Raw genomic sequence first — 388 nt, 5'->3', positions numbered from 1 at the left:
ACGAGGCCCATGCTCGAGGGATCCCGGGTGAATTCGATCGTGTCGACGAGTACGTGCTGCGCCTGATCCGACGAGAACCGCAGCCGGATGGCACCGAGATCCTCGATGGCGATCGGCGCGAAGCGGGTCAACGGAATGCGGATCGTCTGCATGAAGTGGTGCGCACGACAGTTGGTGTTTCCCTGGTAGGTCGTCAGCTCGTCGTGCGGCTCGAGGATCGGCTCCGTGACCACCGTGCTCGCCTGCGCCACGCCGCTCTGGTCCACGAGATCGATCTCGAACGAGAGCGCGGCATGTTCGGACTTGCACTCCTCCGGGTCGAGGTTCTCGTAGATCCGGCCCGCTCGCAGGCTCAGGTGCGTGAAGCCGCCGATTCCCGCAAGCGGTG

General features: G+C 64.7%; 1 protein-coding gene. It reads right to left on the bottom strand.

Going from position 1 to position 388, the window contains the following annotated elements; all coding sequences use genetic code 11:
• The coding region (locus tag OEB96_RS00215) for a hypothetical protein (RefSeq protein WP_266213359.1) at positions 1 to 388 on the bottom strand (388 nt) is incomplete at both ends.

Source organism: Paraliomyxa miuraensis (genome assembly GCF_026337845.1).
GTDB classification, from domain to species: domain Bacteria; phylum Myxococcota_A; class Polyangia; order Nannocystales; family Nannocystaceae; genus Paraliomyxa; species Paraliomyxa miuraensis.
Note: the sequence above shows the minus strand (reverse complement) of the source record. Positions and strands in the feature narration are given on the sequence as shown.